Source organism: Chryseobacterium phosphatilyticum (genome assembly GCF_002899825.2).
Taxonomy (GTDB): domain Bacteria; phylum Bacteroidota; class Bacteroidia; order Flavobacteriales; family Weeksellaceae; genus Chryseobacterium; species Chryseobacterium phosphatilyticum.
This window is the reverse complement of record NZ_PPED02000001.1, coordinates 363,578-376,508: the sequence shown is the minus strand read 5'-3', so window position 1 is coordinate 376,508 and position 12,931 is coordinate 363,578. Positions and strand designations below refer to the sequence as shown.

Below are 12,931 nucleotides of genomic sequence, written 5' to 3'. Positions count from 1 at the left end.
AAATTTCTTACATTAATGAAAAGATCGATTTACGTCCTTGCTTTGGGCGCTTTTGGTATTATTACCACTGAATTCGGGGTAGTTGGTATTTTACCAACAATCAGCCGACAATTCGGAGTATCATTAGATACGGCCGGATGGTTGCTGAGTGCATTTGCCATAACTGTAGCTGTCTCTTCCCCTTTTATCACTTCATTCACATCCAGGATCAACCGCAAGTTCCTTCTATGTCTTGTGATGAGCATATTTGTACTTTCAAATCTGATATCTGCTTTTTCCACGAATTTTACGATGCTGATGATTGCCCGTATATTACCTGCTATATTACATCCGCTTTTCTGGAACATTTCTATTGCCATTGCATTCAAAGAAAAAGGAGCAAAAGGGGTATCCACTGTAATGCTGGGACTTAGTCTTGCTACTGTTCTTGGCATTCCGATGACTACGTATGCTGCTGATCTCTTTCATAACTGGAAGGCTTCATTTTTCCTGAGCAGTGCCATTAGTTTCATTGCGTTTGTAGGATTATTGTTGTTTATACCCTCTCTCCCTGCAGAAAAAGAAAAATCGGGACAGAACCAGCTTATTGTATTGAAAAATCCTTTTTTATGGATCAATCTTATTTCTACTATTGGTACATTGGCAGCCATGTTTTCCAGCTATACTTATCTTACTGCATACCTTGAGGAAATCACCCGAATGAGTGGGGCACAAATCAGCATTATGCTTCTCCTTTTCGGGGGTATGGGAACTCTTGGCAACTGGCTTATGGGGCTTGCTTTAAGCAAAAATGTACAACTGACAACCAGACTGTTTCTACTCCTGTTAATTACCGTACAAATTCTGGCCTACTTCCTGGGAGGTCTTTTTATTCCTATGATTATTATTGTTTCTTTATGGGGAATGATTCACACGGGGGGATTTTTAGTTTCAAATATCAGAACGACACAAACTATTCCTCATCATGCACTGGAGTTTGTCAATAGCCTACTCACTTCATCTTTTAACATCGGAATTTCATTAGGTGCATTTCTCGGAGGAATCGTCAGCGCATATTATGGAGTACAATATGTGCTCTCAGTGAGTGTTTTGCTTCTTACCATTACATTCTTTCTGAGCTTTTTTTCTTTCCCTAAGAATATTGCTGTGGATGAAAAAGAAGAACAAAATGAGTTTGCAACAACAGCTTGTGAGCAAACCTAATTCATAATTTTATTGTAAAAGAAAAGCAACCCATCTCAAAAGAAGGGTTGCTTTTTTATTAGTAAAAAGACTGAAGTCCATTTTAAATATCAGAATCATTGTGTAATGTTATTGACTCCGAATGTTAATTATGAAATTATATCACAAATAATAAATTCCATCGTTTTTTCAATGTGCTTTTCTTCAATGATTCCCATTGCATATTTACGATTCTGTCCCACATTATATTTTGTAAGATACGCCTGATTAATCTCCTCAGTAAGCAGATTTATATCTTCCGGAATACCTGCATTGATAGCATATATCGCATCTGCACATTTAATTTGTCCTACCGGATTTTTCAAAAAAGTAGTGTACCAGCTTCTTTCAGCAAGCCCCCATGACCGTGCAAAAATTCTGTTCTGAACAATTACCATCCATATTTCAAGAAAATCGGTTCTTTCTGATCCCGCTCGGATGCCGATAAGATTATTGTTTTTAATAAAAAGCAAAGCTTTATCTATATCCATTGTATAAGTTTTTGGCAAATCTATCATAAGATATAATGAATAAAAACTTTTTTATGTACTCTGCCGAATTTATGATGTACATAGATATTGCATTGATGCTATTTGTTTTTAAAGCATCATTTTACCAAGAGCAGTCGTAAGGCATTCTTTGTAACTTTTGGCTACGGTAATTTTCAGATCTCCACAAACAAGGTGATTGTCTTCAAAGGAATCAATCGTCGTAAGATTGACAATGTATGAATGATGGACCCGCATAAACTCTTCCGGCAGATTTTCAATAAGGTCTTTAAGCGTTCTGTAGTAAATATATCTTTTATTGTCTGTAGTGAGAATTTCCACATAGTTTCCCAATCCTCTAATGATGTTTATTTCATGGTAAAAAACCTTAACCAGCTTTTTATCTGTTTTGATAAAAGCAAAATTCCGGTTCTCCATTGACATATCATTTATATTACAAAACTCTTTGTGCATGAAGGTAGGCTTTATTCCAATATTTTTCGTTTAATGAAGAAATAACCACGCCTTTTGAAGTCGAAGCATGGATAAATTTCACTTCTCCATCTGCTCCAATATCATGAACAATGCCCACATGGGAGACCCTACTTCCTCCTGCTGTAGCAAAAAATAATAAATCGCCGGGCTTTACATCTCTGATATCAATATTTTGTCCGGCTACAGCCTGATCGGAAGATCTTCTTGGAAGGTTGAAATCATTTTCTTCGAAGACTTTTACCGTAAATCCTGAACAGTCAAAACCTGAAGAGGTATTCCCTCCAAATCTGTAAGGGGTTCCCAGATATTTTTCAGCATCTTTTAAAACATCAGTAATAGATCTTGAAACTTTTCCGTCAAATTTAGAATCCAGTTTTCTGAGATTTTCAGATTTTACCACTGTTTTAGTGTTCGTTTTTTTTGAGGAAGAAACTTTTTTCGAACTCCCGCAGGAAACCACAAAAGCAGAAGCAATCAGTAAAACAGACAGCTGCTTTATTCTCAATGTATTTTCAAATAATCCCGATACCATAGTCATCTGATTTTAATCTAATTAACCAATTGTATACAAATATACATTTTATATTTTAATTATATTATAACTATACTACAACTATATTATAAATATATGTTAAAATTTTGAATTCATTTATTTATTGCTATATTTGAGTTCAATTTTGCATTATGGCAACGTATGAAAGTCTAATTAAAATTAAAGGTGCTGTTGGAGATCTGGTTTTTTATAATCTGAACGGAAAAAATGTGGTTCGGAAGAAAAGCGGGTTCAATAAAACGGCTTTTAAAAAGAATGCGTCTTATGAAAAAGTAAGGCAGAATAGTTCTGAGTTTGGACACTGTTCAAAAATAGGAAAGATTATCAGAAATAGTCTGGATTTTTATATTAAAGCAGCAGGCGACCCCCTCCTCTACCAGAAGTTTGCGCGGGTAATGACCGAAATAAAAGATTTGGATACGGTTTCGGAAAGAGGAAAACGAACCGTTGAGAATGGATTAAAAACAATCGAAGGGAAAAATATTCTTACAGGATTTCAACTGGGAGAGATAGAAAATCTTTCAACAGAGGTTAAAATTAAAGGGCAAAGGTTATATCTCAATGAAAATAATAAGGCTGATGAAGCCACCATTATTACCATTAAGCTGGATTCTGAAAGCTACATCGCAGAGCATACTGAAGAAAAGGTTTTCTTATCACAACCGGAAGCGCCTTTTAAAAAACAGTTTACAAAAGATGATTTTCTATTGTATTTTGTTGTGCTGAAGAAAAATAATGAAATTACCCATATGGGATTTATCTAAATAAAAAAGTCTGCGATCTGCAGACTTTTTATTTTTTATTTCTTTTCTCCTTTCCAGGTTCCGTATTGTGCAGGAGTTGGAAGTGTATTGGACCAGCTACCATTTCCTTTTTTATTTGTTTTATCAATACTCAGTTTTCCTTTGAATTCGCCTTTTGCCGGAAGACCAACTGTACCGTTCAGGTCCCCTGAACTACTTAAACTACCGGAAATACTATAGTTATCAGTAGTGGTTTCGGAATGCATTGTTCCTACTACTTTACCGGTGTTATCCACAACAAAGTTCCACACTCCTTTATCACCACCTTCAAAAGTACCTGACCATGTTCCTACGTAATCGTAAATTGTTTCATCGTCAGAGCTACAACCGATAAATAAAAATGCCGTTAATAAAAGTAAAAAAATTTTCTTCATAGTTTTCAGTAGTTTTATAACCTAAAATCCTGTTATCCTCTATTGACAGGGTGTTTCGAAAAAATCTCATCACCAGATCACAGAGCTTAATATTTATTTTTTTTTGTTCCGTGCAAATCTACTAATTTTTTCATTCAGATTATCTGAATTTTAACCAGTGACTAATATCTTTATTAAAAACAAACATATTCCGGCTAAAATACAAATATTTTTCAAACAAATTCATGATCTTGAAATTTTGATGGAATACCTTGATAGTAAATAAAAAAATATTCACAAATATTAAATATTGCCTTAATACTGCTCTACCAAATACTTTTTATTATGATATTCATACCAAATCAAAGATATTTCTTATCTTAGTGAAAAATTCAAACACAATCAATTTATAACATGAAAACAACCACTTCTTTTTTGGTTGTTCTTACTTTTTGCAATTTCATGAATGCTCAAGTAGGAATCAACACCAGTAACCCCACCAATACAATAGATATTAATGGGTCGGCAAGAGTAAGAAATCTTGCCAACCCTGATAAAAAAATTGTTTCCGCAGATGCTCAGGGGGTTCTTACACTAATTTCACCGGAAGAAATTTTCTCACCAAAAGCTATATTAAATACTTCAATGTCTGCGACGGAACAAAGATCTACAATTTATGAGGGACAATGCTTTCAGCCTTCAGATAATGCTTCTTCATGCACCGTTTCTTTAAATCATTACAGTTCTTGCGCTGGTTTCACCAATGCTGTAGACACCCAAATCATTGTTGGACAAAGCATTAATACGGGTAATGGCCAGTTTCTGGGAACATGGACTGCACGTTATATTGATGATAAGGGATTTTTCGGGACAGCTCCTGTGGCCAATCAGGTTCCGCCGGATTATCCAAGAATATCTTACCCTAGCGCTAATACCTCTAATTATCTGGGAAGCGGATCCTTTTCAGGACAGTGCAATACCGATATCGTTACTACAATCAACCAAACTACGGGAAGCATAAAAGTAGAGTCCGTAAAACGAAGTATGTTTGCCCATTTAGTATATCTTATTGGAGTTGCCCGTTCTAAAAGCTTGTAAAATTCTCCAATTTAATTACTAAAAATCCGCCACAACCAACATTGAGGCGGATTTTTTTATACACTATCCATATGAAAATAAAAAAGCCCCCGAAAGGAGGCTAAAAACTATTGGGATAAATGAAAAACTTAGAATAAAAGTATAAAACAATCATTCCATAGATTATGAGTATAATCATAATTTGATAACGAATACGATTACAACACTCCAAATTCTGGTTTCTTTTGTACATTTGGTTATCATTTCAATATAATCAGGCAACCACTATGTTTACCCGAAAAGAAAATTCTACCAATCATCACAATGAAATATACTTAAAGAATAATTGTGGATTATCCGTTACATTAGCAATGATTGGAGCAAGATGGAAAATTAATATTATGGCCAATCTTCTTGATGGTCAGAAATTACGCTATTCCGAACTTAAGGAAAAGCTTACCGGGATTTCCGAGCGGGTACTCAGCGCAAAATTAAAAGAACTTGAAAATGATCATTTGATAGAAAGAGTTGAGTATGGTGGATTCCCTCCTAAAGTTGAGTATAGCCTTACTGAAAAAGGAAACTCTCTAAAAGAAATACTGGATTCAATGAAAAACTGGGGAAATCAGCAAGCTAAAGAAGAAGAAACTTAATAAAAAATAAGACTATATACAATTGATATAGCCTTATTCATATCTTTTAAACAATAATTTTAAAATTTTTGTCCAGCACCAGCAATACCACAGAAATAATACACATCCACAGAGAATTGTAATAGTGATGATATTCATTATGAGCCATATGACTGGTAAAGGCACCTACAGCAAAAGGAAACAAATACACTACAGCAATATTTCTAAACTGAGGCTTAAACAATCCCAACACCAGCATTATGACTCCTAACAGTTCCAATACACCAATCAGAATTGTCCATGTTGTATTAAATCCCAATGATTTCATGCTTTGCATCATGGAACTTTTTTGAAATACTTTATACAAAGAAGCATATCCAAAAACATATAAATAAAATGCATACCCTATCCAGTAAATAACGGTTTTAATAATTTCCATTTCTTTTTTTTACAAATTTCCTAAAAAAAGTACTTTTTCCTGTTTACTTACAAAATTGTAGGAAAAGAGATTTATTGCAAGAGCCTAAAAAACAAATAATTACTACAAAAGCTTCAGTATATCTGCTAATGAACCGGCTTGAAATACCATTGTATTTTATTATATTTGAGAATAACTTAATCACAAAAATCATGGAATTACAAATAGGAGACACCGTTTATTTAAAATCAGATGCAAGGACCATCATGACTATCAATGCTATTTCAGACAAGGGTCAGGGCTATTTCGAATGCTTGTGGTTTTCACAGGAGCTTTTGCAAGTGGGTCACTTTCATAAAGATACATTGGTAAAATACAACAGAGACAAGTAAAAAATAGTATGAAACTTATTAAAAGAGCAACATTATAAAACAGAACCACTTCACATTGAGGTGGTTCTGTTTTTTTCTTATAATCACTGACTTTACAGAGTGGAAGCATTTATTACTCCAACTTTGAAGGTTTAAAATGATTGTCACATAATTGAGACATTTTACTTATATTTGTGACAACAAAACAAGAATGAGTACACAACAAAAAATTATTGATCATGCTATCTCCGTCTTAAATGAAAACTTTTCGGCTACCCTGGAAGACATTGCGGCCCGTTGTGAGATTAATCGCAGAACGCTGCACCGGTATTTTAAAAACCGGAATGAATTGCTGGAAGCTTGCAATAAGAATATGATGCAGACATGGGAATATGCTGCCATCAAAGTTTTTAGCAGCACCAAGGATCCCTTAGTACAATTAGAACATTTATTATACGCCGGTATTGATAACGGAACAAAGTATTCATTCTTGATGAAACTCAATGAAAACCAATCTATAACATCAAACGAGAAGAATCTGGATCATCCAGAATATCATCAGGTAAGAAGTCAGTTATTCACCGCTATACAACAATTACAAAAAGAAAAAATAATTGATGATCAATTCCCATTACCATGGATCAGAATCCTTTTCACTAATGTAATTAATGCAACCCTTACAGCTTTCAGATCCGGAGATATTGCTCCAAATGATATAAAAAAACTGGCCTGGCACTCATTCAGCAGAGGTATAGGCATCCCGATAAACAGATAAAAAAATGATAGATTCCTTTTTAATGATAGGTCAGTCAAATATGGCTGGACGTGGCTATACTAAAGAAGTCCCTCCTATCTTTGACGAACATATTAAAATGCAAAGAAACGGGCTATGGCAAATCATGTCCGAACCTATTAATTTCGATCGTCCAAGTGCGGGTGTAGGATTGGCTGCTTCATTTGCAGCTTCCTGGAGAATGGATAATCCACAACATGAAATAGGATTGATTCCATGTGCTGACGGAGGAACCAGCCTCGATGATTGGGCAGTTACCGGAGCTCTGTTTGAAAACGCCATCTCCCAATCCAGACTGGCACAACGAACCAGTACAATCAAGGGTATCTTATGGCATCAGGGAGAAAGCGATTGCTCCCCGGAAAAAGCAAACCAATACCAGGAAAAGCTTTCAGTGATCATTGATGTGCTCCGTAAGGAATTACATATTCAGGAAGTCCCTCTTATCATAGGTGGTCTAGGAGATTATCTGGCTGATGGAATCTTTGGACCCTATTTCACCTCCTACCCTTTGATTAATAAGGACTTGGAAGATTTCGCCCAGACCACTAAAAACTGCTATTTCGTTACCGCAAAAGGGCTGACACCCAATCCTGATCATATTCATTTCAATGCCTTGTCACAAAGAATACTCGGAGTCAGATATTATAAGGCTTTCCGGGATTTACAGCATATTCCTGTTCCTCTCAATGATGAAGAAGGTGTATTGGCCAAAATCTACAACCGCCCCTATACAAAAACAGAAAAAATCAAATTGCTGGAACACGAATTTGCGCTTGGCATTATTGAAAGTAAAGACTATCTCGATCATTTAACGGCTTTGAATCAGGGATAAAATATTAAACAAGGGGTATCCAATAGTATCCAAGAATGAGATAAGCTCTTTCACAGATTTCAGGAACATATGCAAAAAGAAACAATACTCTCCTGTGGTATATCCTGTAGACAGATCCATATTGAATCTTCCCATAAAAGGCCCCTATATAATTTGTGTTTGAGCATGCAAATTCATTACTTGAATAAACAGACATAAACAAAATAATTATAATGACTCCAACAGATATTTACTAACTATTGTGGAGGCAGGAAACGAAACAAAAATTTTAACCTCAGATAAACATTTAGTGTTTGAAATACAGTAAAGACGGAAGATTTGTTTTTGTCAAATAAAATCACTAAATTGATATATGAAAAAAAATGATATTCAGGACAATATAACCCATGCAGGCAAAGTTAACGAGCGAATAAAAGCCTTAGAAATTCTTGAAAAAGCGAAAAAAGTGCAAGGAAAAATTACTTTCCTTCGACAAGGAGTAGGGAGAAATTTCAAACCGAAAAATGAAGAATAAATAAGATCACTGTTAAAGAAATCAAACGTTTTGTGGTATAAAAAACCTCCCACGGCGATAGGAGGCAGAATACATATAATCCGACTTTAAAATAAATCGAACATTTAAAGGTACATAAATAAATTTCACCTCCTAGTGATGTGGTATATTTTATAAATAACCTCCCAAGAATTTAGGAGGTAGAATTTCCAATGTTATTTTTAAATACCACATAGTTTCAAAAGCTTTTATTATGGCATATTGCTTGTTAATCCAATAAAAATATACTAATACTAGCAATGGAGCCAATTCACCAAGAATTAAATAATAATGAAGTTACAGTAACACTTGCTCTTTTAAATAATAATTTGCAAGAAATGATGAATCACTGTCTATTATATAAGTGGAAATATGAAATAATTAATTCTTATCATTTACAACTCCATATTCCTAAAGACTCAATTCACTTATTATTCTATTTAGGCCATAAAATTTTATCCGGGATTAATGTTCCTGCAAATCATAATAATATTCCTAATTATACTAATCGGGATTTCACGGACTTACTGTAGTCATAATACTACGGGAAACCGTAAAATGATTCAAGAATCTATTTGTATATTCGAGTAAAAACTATTTTATGCGAAATATTCCTGATAATAATTTGGCCTATCCTGTATTTATAAATATTGATAATAAGTATACAGGTTCGGGCTTTTTTCTCAATCAAATAAATAACAAAATCTATTTAATAACTGCCAAGCACGTTATTTTTGACAATAAAACTATAAAAACAAAAGGTAAAATCGCTACTATTTCTTGTCAAAGTAGTGACATAAATTCAGATGAATTAAAACAATACAGGTTGGACTTCGAAACCTTAGCAAAAAATGGCAAAATCATTGTACATCCTACATCAGATGTTGCGACTATAGAAATATTTGAAATCACACAATTTAATGTCGAAACCAATAGCCATATGTTCAATTTAAATGATGGAGTTACCATTGTTCGTGAAACGTCTACAGGAAACACAGTTTCTGTTAATCCAAATGCGGTAGCATTATTTAATGAAGTTCTCATATCGAACGACATTATCTTATATGGATACCCAAGTTCATTAGGTCTACAGGGTAGACCACAGTTTAATTATTCAAAGCCACTTCTCAGAAAAGGAATTGTCGCAGGATTAAATAAACCGACAAAAACTATTGTTTTGGATTGTCCATCGTACTTTGGCAACAGCGGAGGACCGATTGTACAAATTGAAAATCATTTAGATGGTAGAAGGACTCATATGATTATTGGTGTCATGAGCGAATTTATACCTTTCGAAGAACAGTGGATCAATACCAAAAGTGGTCTATTAAATACCCATGTAAGTAACTCTGGATACTCAATTGCGGTAAGTATGGATAAAGTTTTTGAGATTCTTAAATATACACCTCCGAAAAAAGAATAATAACCACTTCTTTTATTTGTTAATAATAATTTATTCTGAAATCAAAGACTGCTTCTTTATGCATATCCATTTCATATTAATTATTTCATAAACACTAACATGTATCCCAAACGTACCCTTTTACCGAACAAAACAGGCACTTATTAATAGATAATTTAAAAAAAATCTATGTGATAGCAGAGAAAAAATTGAAAGAAAAAACTTATAAAGATGCTTTAATATCCCAAAATATGGGTGAATTTGAAGCTTCTAACCAAGCAGAGAGTTATTATACAAATAACTTTGATAAAATTGACTAAAAAATTCCTCACCTAACAGTGGGGAACGATTATTTTAGTAATCTAGTTTAATTCTTTTAGGTTTTTTCCTACCCATTAAGTGTAATTTCAGAAAAATTTCTCCTTTCCACTGAAACTTATACGCCCCTTCAATTCTAATGTTATAAACTTCCTGGGGCTTAATTGTAATTATGAAAAAATCCGCCGGATTTCTCAATTCAATTTCTTTACCGTTTTTTTCTATTGAAAAATAATTTATCACAACGGGTTTATTAGATTTATTGTAAAGAGTAATAACATCTTCCTGTTCAGGATCACCTATTGAATAGCATGAAGTAGAAAATCTGGGTCTCAATTTCCATATTTCGCGAAAACCTAGAAATGTTGATAAAAGCGCTGCATATCCTGCAATTAAATTGGCTGTAATTTCTGGCAACATGTTTTTCTGCAAAAATATAGATCTATTTCGCAAAGAACAAATCAGCCTCAGCTTTTCTTCTTCAGATCAATCCATTTAAAGTTTTTCCACTAGCTGTAATGTATTTTGTGGTGAATCAGGTTCTGATTACATCCTCGCCTGCTCCTTTATGAACCAACGAAAATAATCCATCCGAAACGGATATCAAAAAGAGACTATCCGCGAAGCAAACGGAACTACTTTCTGTACCAACTACCAGAAAGAACTTAAAGAGAATATTTGTAACTCTTTGATGGTCCACAAGGATAAAACAATAACGGGTTCATCTCCGAAGAATGGACTTGTTTTTAAGTAACAACTTCAGCCGAATACAAAAGAGGAAGCAGATCATTTTTTAAAACAAATTGAAGAATTTTAACGTCAAAACCTTTTCTTCGCACTTAAAGGAAAAGAGTTAACTTTGAAATAAAACAACATGAAAATAGTTGACAACAAAGTAATATTTAATTCCGGCAGAGAAGCAAACTGTAATAATGGATTTAGGAATAAATCTTAATCTGGAAATTTCTGAAGGCTCAGATGGAGTGTTTCATATTTATGATGAAGAGTACGAGAATGAAGAATTAACAGTTGAGGAGAAAATAGAACTAGCGGAATTTATGATTAATCAATGGCATCATTACAAAAACAGAGCAAAGCTCAAACTTCATATGCCTTAAAAATTAAAGCCCCAATTAAGGGGCTGTTTTCAAAATTTTCTGATATTTAGTTTTGTATTTACAGCATTTACGCCTATTTCATCTTGTAATTTCTTGATAAAATCTTCACAATCCTCGATTACTTTTCCGCAAACATGAATCATTTGCTCATCTGTAAAGTTATCTACATCTATGATTCTCTCTATTTCCATATTGAAAGCTTCAAATATAATTCCCTCTAAGATCAATAAATCACGCTTTGTCTGATCGCTTAAAAATAACGTTTGCTCATCGCAGACCTTTCTAAAATCATCCCAAATAGCTGTTATGGTTTTAGCTTCTTCTTCTCTTTTAACTCTGATTTTACCTCTTTTATCCTCTATGTCTCTCTTAACACCCACAATGCATTCTGCTAAGGTAGAGTAGAATTTGACTTTATGTGTAAATAAATGATCTCTAATCTTGTCTTTCCTTTGAAATCTATATGTAAGATAGGAGCCCGCCATTGCACCACCCAAAGCAGCAAATAAAGGAATTACTGTTTTGCTTATATCTGTTAAGAAAGTCATTTCTTGAGTAGTCAAATTTAGTACTAACATGGTTTTAATTTGAAGCAAATATAAAAAGAAAACCTCTCAAAGAGAAAACTGTAAATCTTTCTTTTTTTATAAATTATTTACATCTCATTATATGCACTATTACTGAATGATCCCATCATACTTGAGAAAATCATTTTTTCCTTATCTATATCTTTTAGTAAAGAATACTTCTCAATAAGCATTCTATACTTTTCATTTTGTGTATTAACACCAAAGTATAACAACATCATTATTTCAGTCCGCGTAAGTTGTGAGGTAAGAATATTAATGTAAATCCTTTTATTTATAACTGGATTTGCATCAATCATTTCTACAATAGTAAAAAAAGTTCTAAAATAATGAGAGAGCTGATTTTTATTTATTTCAAACCTGTTTTTTATTAATTTCCTTATCTCATCACCCGTAATGTCAAAATGTGTTCTTGAATAATCTACATATATTGACTTCTCTTTCCTAGACACATATTCTTGAGCAGATATTTGCAATTCAGAATGTATACTATTAATTGCAGCCTTACCAGTTATTTTATTAGTTCCATTAATAAGAACAATATCTTCAATGACTTTATGGAATATATTAATCATTTGAAAAAATGTATTTTCAAAATTTTGAATATATATAGAACTTGTCTGCTTTTTAAGTTCTTCACGTTGTATATTCAGATCCTTCCTTTGTAGTAAAATAGTAACTAATAATCCAATTACAGATAAACCTGTAAACATTGCATTAGCAAATCCGAACATATCCCCAAATGTGCCTCTATCATCATATTCACTAGAGTTTTGCATCAAGTAAGTAAGTCCTAGAATAGTAAAAATAAATATTACAGCCAAGGCTGTATAAAAAGGAATATTCCCACTATTATTCTCTCTCATAGATTATTTTAGTTTTCCACAAATATAACAAAAAGCCCTCTCAAAGAGAAGGCTCCGTTTAAAAATGGA

The 12,931-nt window shown here is 33.4% G+C and carries 19 protein-coding genes; 11 read left to right on the top strand and 8 right to left on the bottom strand.

The features are described 5' to 3' along the window. Window positions 1-15: 15 nt before the first annotated feature. Window positions 16-1,203, top strand: a complete 1,188-nt coding sequence (locus C1631_RS01705) for an MFS transporter (protein WP_103249599.1) — start codon at window positions 16-18, stop codon at window positions 1,201-1,203. Between the two features lie 128 nt (window positions 1,204-1,331). Here the strand turns inward: C1631_RS01705 and C1631_RS01700 are convergent, their stop codons facing one another. The 3 genes from C1631_RS01700 to C1631_RS01690 form a co-directional block, all read right to left on the bottom strand. Further along, the gene (locus C1631_RS01700; protein WP_165828219.1) at window positions 1,332-1,712 is read right to left on the bottom strand and encodes a DUF2255 family protein; all 381 of its coding nucleotides are present in this window, start codon (window positions 1,710-1,712) and stop codon (window positions 1,332-1,334) included. A 108-nt stretch (window positions 1,713-1,820) separates the two neighbouring features. Next, a complete protein-coding gene (locus C1631_RS01695; protein WP_103250153.1) occupies window positions 1,821-2,147 on the bottom strand; it encodes a LytR/AlgR family response regulator transcription factor in 327 nt (108 codons plus the stop codon). 16 nt (window positions 2,148-2,163) lie between these two features. Then, window positions 2,164-2,736 (bottom strand): C40 family peptidase, encoded by a 573-nt coding sequence (locus C1631_RS01690; protein WP_109710006.1) that lies wholly within the window; start codon window positions 2,734-2,736, stop codon window positions 2,164-2,166. 152 nt (window positions 2,737-2,888) lie between these two features. Between C1631_RS01690 and C1631_RS01685 the strand changes: the two genes are divergently transcribed. Beyond that, a complete protein-coding gene (locus C1631_RS01685) occupies window positions 2,889-3,521 on the top strand; it encodes a hypothetical protein (RefSeq protein WP_109710004.1) in 633 nt (210 codons plus the stop codon). Window positions 3,522-3,556: 35 nt separating this feature from the next. On the opposite strand, the gene C1631_RS01680 is transcribed toward C1631_RS01685, so the two are convergent. Then, the gene (locus C1631_RS01680) at window positions 3,557-3,934 is read right to left on the bottom strand and encodes a hypothetical protein (protein ID WP_103249901.1); all 378 of its coding nucleotides are present in this window, start codon (window positions 3,932-3,934) and stop codon (window positions 3,557-3,559) included. Between the two features lie 393 nt (window positions 3,935-4,327). Here C1631_RS01680 and C1631_RS01675 point away from each other — a divergent pair, with 393 nt between their 5' ends. Both C1631_RS01675 and C1631_RS01670 read left to right on the top strand, forming a co-directional pair. Continuing rightward, window positions 4,328-5,011, top strand: a complete 684-nt coding sequence (locus tag C1631_RS01675; RefSeq protein ID WP_109710002.1) for a hypothetical protein — start codon at window positions 4,328-4,330, stop codon at window positions 5,009-5,011. Window positions 5,012-5,277: 266 nt separating this feature from the next. After that, a complete protein-coding gene (locus C1631_RS01670; protein ID WP_109710000.1) occupies window positions 5,278-5,643 on the top strand; it encodes a winged helix-turn-helix transcriptional regulator in 366 nt (121 codons plus the stop codon). A gap of 46 nt (window positions 5,644-5,689) precedes the next feature. Here C1631_RS01670 and C1631_RS01665 read toward each other — a convergent pair whose 3' ends face one another. Next, window positions 5,690-6,061 carry a DoxX family protein gene (locus tag C1631_RS01665; RefSeq protein ID WP_103249410.1) on the bottom strand — a complete coding sequence of 124 codons (372 nt, stop codon included), beginning with the start codon at window positions 6,059-6,061 and terminating at the stop codon, window positions 5,690-5,692. Between the two features lie 191 nt (window positions 6,062-6,252). Here C1631_RS01665 and C1631_RS23840 point away from each other — a divergent pair, with 191 nt between their 5' ends. The 6 genes from C1631_RS23840 (at window position 6,253) to C1631_RS24480 (ending at window position 10,293) form a co-directional block, all read left to right on the top strand. Beyond that, entirely contained in the window at window positions 6,253-6,432 is a 180-nt protein-coding gene (locus C1631_RS23840; RefSeq protein ID WP_123966560.1) for a YodC family protein, read from the top strand. A 190-nt stretch (window positions 6,433-6,622) separates the two neighbouring features. Next, window positions 6,623-7,186, top strand: coding sequence for a TetR/AcrR family transcriptional regulator (locus C1631_RS01655; protein ID WP_103249412.1), 564 nt, complete (start codon window positions 6,623-6,625; stop codon window positions 7,184-7,186). Between the two features lie 4 nt (window positions 7,187-7,190). Then, window positions 7,191-8,039, top strand: coding sequence for a sialate O-acetylesterase (locus C1631_RS01650; protein ID WP_103249413.1), 849 nt, complete (start codon window positions 7,191-7,193; stop codon window positions 8,037-8,039). A 352-nt stretch (window positions 8,040-8,391) separates the two neighbouring features. After that, window positions 8,392-8,553 (top strand): hypothetical protein, encoded by a 162-nt coding sequence (locus C1631_RS23920; RefSeq protein WP_165828218.1) that lies wholly within the window; start codon window positions 8,392-8,394, stop codon window positions 8,551-8,553. Between the two features lie 619 nt (window positions 8,554-9,172). Further along, window positions 9,173-9,994: a trypsin-like peptidase domain-containing protein gene (locus C1631_RS01640; protein ID WP_109709999.1), complete on the top strand. Its 822-nt coding sequence runs from the start codon at window positions 9,173-9,175 to the stop codon at window positions 9,992-9,994. Between the two features lie 170 nt (window positions 9,995-10,164). After that, a complete protein-coding gene (locus tag C1631_RS24480) occupies window positions 10,165-10,293 on the top strand; it encodes a hypothetical protein (protein ID WP_262510192.1) in 129 nt (42 codons plus the stop codon). A gap of 34 nt (window positions 10,294-10,327) precedes the next feature. Here the strand turns inward: C1631_RS24480 and C1631_RS01635 are convergent, their stop codons facing one another. Then, the gene (locus C1631_RS01635; RefSeq protein WP_123966558.1) at window positions 10,328-10,708 is read right to left on the bottom strand and encodes a hypothetical protein; all 381 of its coding nucleotides are present in this window, start codon (window positions 10,706-10,708) and stop codon (window positions 10,328-10,330) included. Window positions 10,709-11,223: 515 nt separating this feature from the next. Between C1631_RS01635 and C1631_RS01630 the strand changes: the two genes are divergently transcribed. Next, a complete protein-coding gene (locus C1631_RS01630; protein WP_103249992.1) occupies window positions 11,224-11,409 on the top strand; it encodes a hypothetical protein in 186 nt (61 codons plus the stop codon). 29 nt (window positions 11,410-11,438) lie between these two features. On the opposite strand, the gene C1631_RS01625 is transcribed toward C1631_RS01630, so the two are convergent. Continuing rightward, window positions 11,439-11,987, bottom strand: coding sequence for a hypothetical protein (locus C1631_RS01625; RefSeq protein ID WP_103249991.1), 549 nt, complete (start codon window positions 11,985-11,987; stop codon window positions 11,439-11,441). Window positions 11,988-12,064: 77 nt separating this feature from the next. Then, window positions 12,065-12,862 carry a putative phage abortive infection protein gene (locus C1631_RS01620; RefSeq protein ID WP_109709995.1) on the bottom strand — a complete coding sequence of 266 codons (798 nt, stop codon included), beginning with the start codon at window positions 12,860-12,862 and terminating at the stop codon, window positions 12,065-12,067. Between the last annotated feature and the right edge of the window lie 69 nt (window positions 12,863-12,931).